The organism is Fundidesulfovibrio sp. (assembly GCF_058402725.1).
On record NZ_JBZVFJ010000177.1, the window covers coordinates 1 to 5980 of the forward strand.

Below are 5980 nucleotides of genomic sequence, written 5' to 3' on the forward strand. Positions count from 1 at the left end.
GCTTTTGACCTCCTCGCCCTTGGGGAAGAGCGCCGCCAGGGGGATGGAGGCCGAGCCCAGGGCGCGCAGCAGGGCCATGGCCTCGGGGCTCTCGCGGGTGAGGTCCACGCGCACGGCGCGCACGCCGTACCGTTCGCGCAGCTCCTTGAGGGCCTTGGGCACGAGCACGGTCTTCTCCAGGGCCTTGCAGGTGGGGCACCAGTCGGCGGTGAAGTCCACCAGGAGGTTCTCCTTGCCGAGCATCCCGGCGAAGGTCCGGGGATCGTAAGGCTCCCACCCGGCCTCGCCCTGGGGCGCCGGGGCCAGGGACCACAGGCACATCCACACCACCAGGGCCACGCCCGCCAGGCGCACCCCCCAGCGGGTGATCAGGCCCTGTGAGGGGCTGGTCCACGCGCCCCAGACGTGGCAGGCCAGGCCCGCCGCAAGCAGCGTCGCCAACGCGGGCAACAGCAGCGCCTGGGGCAGGATGGAGAGGAAATAGAGGCAGGCCGCCATGAGCATGAACCCGGCCAGCTTCTCCAGCTGGACCATCCAGGGGCCGGGCCTGGGCACGAAACGGGTCAGCTCCGGGCGCAGGGCCAGGATCAGGTAGGGCAGGGCCATGCCCGCGCCGATGCCCGTGAACACGGTCACCACCACGGCCGGGGGTTGCAGGAGCGTCCAGGCCAGCACGCCGCCCAGGAACGGCCCGGAGCAGGGCGTGGCCAGGAGCGTGGCCAGCATGCCGGTGGTGAAGGCCTGGATCCGGGGGCTGCGCGAATGGCCGTGGGCGATCTTCAAATCCACCACGGGCAGGTGGAACACCCCGAAAAGCGAGAGCCCCAGGGCGAAGAGGGTCACGGCCGCGCCCAGGATCAGGCCCGGGCTCTGGAAGAGCTGGCCCCAGGCCAGCTCGGCCGCGCCCAGCACCTGGGCCAGCACGCCGAAATAGACCAGCACGCCCGCCGAGAACCAGATGTTGTGCCGCCGGATGAGGGCGTAGCGGTCGCAGCCGGGATCGCTCGCGTGGCAGGAGGCCAGGAGCCCCGAAAGCTTCAGGCAGGCCACGGGGAGCACGCAGGGCATCAGGTTGAGCAGAAGCCCGGCCAGCAGCGCCAGGGGCAGGGCCTTCAGGAGCCCGTCCACCTCCAGGTGGGGCGTCAGGGACCTGGGCGTGAAACGCAGATCCGCGGCGGCCACGGGGGCCTTGTCCGGGACCGGCTGCACCCCCGCGCCGGGGCCGCGCGCGGCCAGCTCGGCGTAGAGGCCCCACCAGGGCTTGTCCCTGGCGGCGGGGGGGGCGGGAAACTGCCGGGAGGAGAGCTCCGTCTCCAGAAGCACGGGCCAGCAGCTCACGTCGGTGCAGGCCAGGAGGCTCACGCGGGCCTCGACGCCGAAGCCCTCGGGGAGCCCCGGCGGCAGCGTGACGAAGAGCGGCGTGGGTCCGGCGTAGACGTTGACGTTCTTGTCGGGCTCGTAGAGGTCGCGCGAGGGTTTGCCGGGGGGATAGAGCACGTCCAGGGCCTGCCCCGTGGGCGTGAGGCGCGCCTCGGCCCGGGTGGGCATGCCCGCCTCGCCGGGGTCCGCTCCGTAGGTCTTGTAGCCCTGGGACGGGGTGAGCCAGAGCACGGCCACCAGGCCCTTGCCGTCGGGGAGCGCTGCCAGCTCCCAGGAGGCGGCCACGGGGGTGTCCTGCGCCTGCGAGGGCAGCGCCAGGGCCATCAGCAGGGCCAGGGCCGTGAGGAGTGCGCGCATGGGGGGCCTCGGTCTCTTCATGTGGTGCGGCGGTTCGCCCGGATGTTTACAGCAAAAAGCGCGCCTAGAAAACAAGGAACGCGGCGGCGGCCACCACCGTGGGCGCAAGCGCCCCGGCCGCCAGCCCCAGGGGGGAGATGCGCTCGCCCGGGAAACCCTGCTTGAGGATGGCGTAACCCGCCGGATTGGGGGCGTTGGCGATGACGGTGAGCCCGCCGCCCGCCACGGCCCCGGCCAGCAGGGAGTATTTGCCCGCGTCGGAAAGGCCCTCCACCAGGGTGCCCAGGTAGGTGAGCGCGGCGTTGTCGGTGAGGGCGGTGAGTCCCATGGCCCCGAAGTAGAGCGTCAGGGTGTCCATGCGCGTGATGAGGGCCTGCACCCACCAGCGCTGGGGCGGCCCGAGGATCACCAGTCCGGCCAGGAACACGCCCACCATGAGGCTCGGGCGCAGCATGAGCTCCGTCTGGTGTTCGGGGTAGGCCGCGACGAAGCCCACGAACACCGCCAGCACGGCCAGGAAGGCGGCCGGATGGTGCAGCAGGGCCACCATGGCCGCCAGGCAGGCCAGGTGCACGGCGCTCACCCAGGCGGGCGCGCCCTGGCGCAGGGACTCGGGCGCGCGCACCTCCAGCCGGGCCAGGGGCCGCCAGAACGCGGCCGTGAGGGCCAGGGCGTTCGCCACCACGGCGATCACGGCCTTCCAGCCGAAATTGAGGAACATGTGCCCCAGGCCCCAGCCCCAGGCCGGGGCGCACATGATCACCGGGGGCGCGGCGAAGTGCGTGAGCACGCCGCCGATGGAGATGTTCACGAAGAGCGTGCCCAGCATGGCGTACTTGCAGGCCCGGGACAGGGGGCGGCTGAAGAAGGCCATGTAGAGTATGAGCGCCGTGACGGTCATGGCGGCGGGCTCGGTGATGAGCGAGCCCATGAGCGGCCCCGCCACCAGGGCCGTGAAGCAGGTGGCCGGCCCCATGGGCAGGGGCAGGCGCGCGGCCAGCCCCAGGATGGCCCGTGCGGCAAGGGCCACCACGGGGCGCGTGGAGGCGGCCATCATGATGGCGAAGACGAAGGCGGGCTCGGTGAAGGAGATGCCCTCGAGGTAGTCCACGGCCCTGGATGGCCCGGTGAACACGGCCAGAAGCATCAGGAACACGGCGGCCCAGAAGCCGAAGGCGATCTCCACCTCGCCCAGAAGGTGCCACAGGCCGTGGTGGGGGCCGCCCCTGCGGGAGCGCTCCAGGAAGCGTCCGGCCAGGAAGGTGTGGGCCACGGCCAGGGCGAAGGCCGCCGTGCCGAGGGTGGTTGCGGCGGCGTCCGGTGCGTTCATGGCCGCCTACTCGAAGCAGAACTCCACGGTGAAGTCCCCGTTGGGCGTGGTGAAGGGGATGGCCACAACGGAGCCGCTGGTCACGTGGGAGATGGAGTGGTTGTCTCCGAAGATGATGGTGGGCGTGGAGGCCTGCATGGCCAGGCCCATCTGGGCCAGTCCGGCGCGCGCCTGGCCTGAGATCATGTTGGTGATTTCGCCCACGGCGTCCTTGGTGTCCTGGACTATGTCCTGGATGTCGTCGCCCAGCATGTTCTTGACGATGGCCACGGCGCATTTCTTGGTGAACGAAATCGAGATGCTTCCGCTTTTGTCCCCGGTGAGGCCCACCACGGCCGACACGTCGCCCGCCGCCGTGGTGTTCTTCTTGGCGTAGGGCTTGCCCGGCGCGGGCTCGATCATGGCCATGGTGGTGAGCACGTGCTTGGTGGCCTGGACAAACGGCTTGGCGATTTCGGCGTCGGTGGCGTTCATGAAGGGTTCCTTGGGCGCATGGATCGTCTCCGGCGCGACACATGCCGCCAGCCAAAGGGCGCGGACAGCCGAAGAGACCTATCCTCTACCCTGTGCGGATTAGCCTTTCAAGCCTTTTTCCCCGGCCTTTTCCCCCCCGGGGCGACGCTCCCGGCGGCTTGCCATTTGCCGCACCCTGATGTAGTCCCCCGTGCAGACGACGCGGGAGTCCTGCCGGAACGGCCCTCCACGGCGCGGAGGGCGCACGCCGCCACGGGCGGCGGCCCGGACTTCGGGACCGGCCTGATTCCCCCGGCGCACAACGCATGCACACCCGCCAAGCCACCGCCACCGACCACCGGAACCGGGCCACCGGCTATTCCGATTCCGACTGGGGAGCCCTGGAAAAGAGGCTCTCCGACACCCGCGACCTCCTGCGGGACATCCTCGTGCACCTGCGCAGCGTGCTGGACAACCTCAAGACCGCCGGAAACGCCTACCAGGGCGCGGGACGCGCCTGGCGCGCCTCGGGCAAACCCGCCGGATCCCCCGGACAACAGGGACGCCCGCAGTACGGCTCCGCCGCCGGCGTCCACAAGGCCCAGGGAGCCGCCAACTCCCGCTTCCAGTCCGGCACTTCCAAGCCCTCCGGCGCCTACCAGTCCACCACGCAGAACGCCTCCGGCACGTTCACCCGCGACGCGGGCGCATCCTCCGCGCGCCAGGGCGCGCAGCAGGCGCGGCCCGGGGCCTCGACGGGCGCGGGACAGCAGTTTTCCTGGAGCGCGCGCGGCGCGGGGGCCCAACCCGGACAGGGCGCGTGGCGCTCGCCGGGCGCGTCCAAGGCAGGCGCTTCGGCCGCGGACGACGCATCCTCAAGGGCTTCCGGGGCCGCAGGCGCGCGGCCCGGCAACGGTTCGGCCCACGGCGGCGCGACGGCGGGGGGCAGGGCGTCCTCCGGGGGCGCGGGCAAGGCGAACCCCGGCGCTTCGGGAGCCAGCGCTTCGGGAGCCGGCGCTTCGGGCGCATGGCGCGCCAGAACCGGGACCGCAGGCGGCCAGGATCAGGCCGGGGCCTCCCAGGGACGCCAGGAGCACCGCCACCGCACCACAGGGCCAGGCGGCGGCTCCAGCTACCAGGACTACAAGCAGCGCAGCCACAAATCGCCCCTGGGCCACGGCCGCATGACCCTCACCCAGGCCTGCGCCCTCCTGTGCATCACCTACCCTTGCAACGCCGACGACATCAAGACCGCCTACCGCAAGCAGGCCCGCCGCCACCACCCCGACCTGGGCGGCGACGAAGAGATGATGAAGTCCATCAACCAGGCCTACGAACTGGCCATCTCCTGGTGCGCTCCGGGCCGGGGCAAGGCAGCCGCCACCTGGGCCGCCTAGCAGCCCGTTGAAAAAGTCGATTCTTGCAGCCTGTTCAAATAACTCGCTGGCAAGGCGTCCTCAGAACACCTCGGCCTCGAACCAGTAGATCTCCGTGCCGGGCCTGCGCCACGCGCCGGGCTCCAGGCCCGCCTTGCGGCAGGTGTGGTCCAGGAAGGCCTGGGCGTCCCAGCGCCACTCCACCGCCACCTGGGGCAGCAGAAGCCCCTGGCGCGCCCCGCGGCGCACGATGAGCCCGTGGCGGCCCACCTCCACCCGCGCCGGGTCCGGGCAGGCGGTCACGGGACCCAGCACCGAGATCTCCACGGCGAGCCTCTCGAACTCGGCCGGGGCCAGGGGCGGAAAGCGGGGGTCCTCGAAGGCGGCGGCGCGGGCCATGCGCGCCACGGTCTCCCAGAGGGGGCCGTCGCCCACGATGTGCCCGATGCAGCCGCGCAACTCGCCCCCCAGGTGCAGGGTCACGAAGGCCCCCAGGGGCTCCGTGAGCCTGGCGGAGGGCGATGCGGGCGGGGTCCAGTCCCGGTCGCCCTCCAGCGCGGCGCGGATGCTCGCGCGCACCAGTTCCTTGAGGGCGTCCTTTTCCAGTGCCGAAAGCTCGAAGCGGAAGGCGTCCATGGCGGGCTCCTTGTCCGGGTTTGCCTGCAAGCCCGGTAGCACGCTTGCCACCGTCCCGCCAGACGGAGTACGAAGGGCCATGCGCGTGCTCTGCCTGGACGGCCCCTACTTCCTCAAGGCCCTGGAGCGACTGGGCTGCGAAACCCTCTCCGTGGGCCAGTGGGCCGGGGCCGACGTGCGCCTGGAGAAGGCCCTCTCCCTGGCCGGGCTCCTGCGCCTGCTCGACGCGCGCGGCTTCGCCCCCGACGCCGCGCTCTGGGCCGACGACGGCCGCCCCCCCTCGGTGGCCGGGCTGGAACTCCTGCCCTGGCCCACGGCCGCCTATTCCATCGACCAGTACCTCAATCCCTGGCATGTTCCCTTCTGCAACGCCTTCGACGCGGCCCTGGTGGCCCAGAAGGACTACCTGCCCCTCTTCGCCCCCGAGCGCAAAGGCCCCCTGCGCTGC

General features: G+C 71.6%; 5 protein-coding genes and 1 pseudogene. 2 read left to right on the top strand and 4 right to left on the bottom strand.

The annotated features are described in order from the left end of the window. The 3 genes from ACV4UX_RS16650 to ACV4UX_RS16660 form a co-directional block, all read right to left on the bottom strand. Window positions 1-1737, bottom strand: a 1737-nt coding sequence (locus tag ACV4UX_RS16650; RefSeq protein WP_491594406.1) for a protein-disulfide reductase DsbD family protein, incomplete at its 3' end; no start/stop codon positions are given. 64 nt (window positions 1738-1801) lie between these two features. Further along, window positions 1802-3067, bottom strand: a complete 1266-nt coding sequence (locus ACV4UX_RS16655; protein WP_491594407.1) for a putative Na+/H+ antiporter — start codon at window positions 3065-3067, stop codon at window positions 1802-1804. A 6-nt stretch (window positions 3068-3073) separates the two neighbouring features. After that, a complete protein-coding gene (locus tag ACV4UX_RS16660; protein ID WP_491594408.1) occupies window positions 3074-3541 on the bottom strand; it encodes a chemotaxis protein CheX in 468 nt (155 codons plus the stop codon). A 305-nt stretch (window positions 3542-3846) separates the two neighbouring features. On the opposite strand from ACV4UX_RS16660, the gene ACV4UX_RS16665 reads away from it, so the two are divergent. Next, window positions 3847-4917 (top strand): J domain-containing protein, encoded by a 1071-nt coding sequence (locus tag ACV4UX_RS16665; protein ID WP_491594409.1) that lies wholly within the window; start codon window positions 3847-3849, stop codon window positions 4915-4917. Window positions 4918-4977: 60 nt separating this feature from the next. Here ACV4UX_RS16665 and amrA read toward each other — a convergent pair whose 3' ends face one another. Continuing rightward, window positions 4978-5532: an AmmeMemoRadiSam system protein A gene (amrA, locus tag ACV4UX_RS16670; protein WP_491594410.1), complete on the bottom strand. Its 555-nt coding sequence runs from the start codon at window positions 5530-5532 to the stop codon at window positions 4978-4980. 79 nt (window positions 5533-5611) lie between these two features. Between amrA and ACV4UX_RS16675 the strand changes: the two are divergent. Further along, window positions 5612-5980, top strand: a pseudogene (locus ACV4UX_RS16675) (glycosyltransferase); the annotation flags it as partial.

What these genes read in the sequence shown, in the direction of transcription:
- ACV4UX_RS16655 (WP_491594407.1), bottom strand. Translation starts at nt 3,067, where the DNA reads ATGAACGCACCGGACGCCGCCGCAACCACCCTCGGCACGGCGGCCTTC.
- ACV4UX_RS16660 (WP_491594408.1), bottom strand. Translation starts at nt 3,541, where the DNA reads ATGAACGCCACCGACGCCGAAATCGCCAAGCCGTTTGTCCAGGCCACC.
- ACV4UX_RS16665 (WP_491594409.1), top strand. Translation starts at nt 3,847, where the DNA reads ATGCACACCCGCCAAGCCACCGCCACCGACCACCGGAACCGGGCCACC.
- amrA (WP_491594410.1), bottom strand. Translation starts at nt 5,532, where the DNA reads ATGGACGCCTTCCGCTTCGAGCTTTCGGCACTGGAAAAGGACGCCCTC.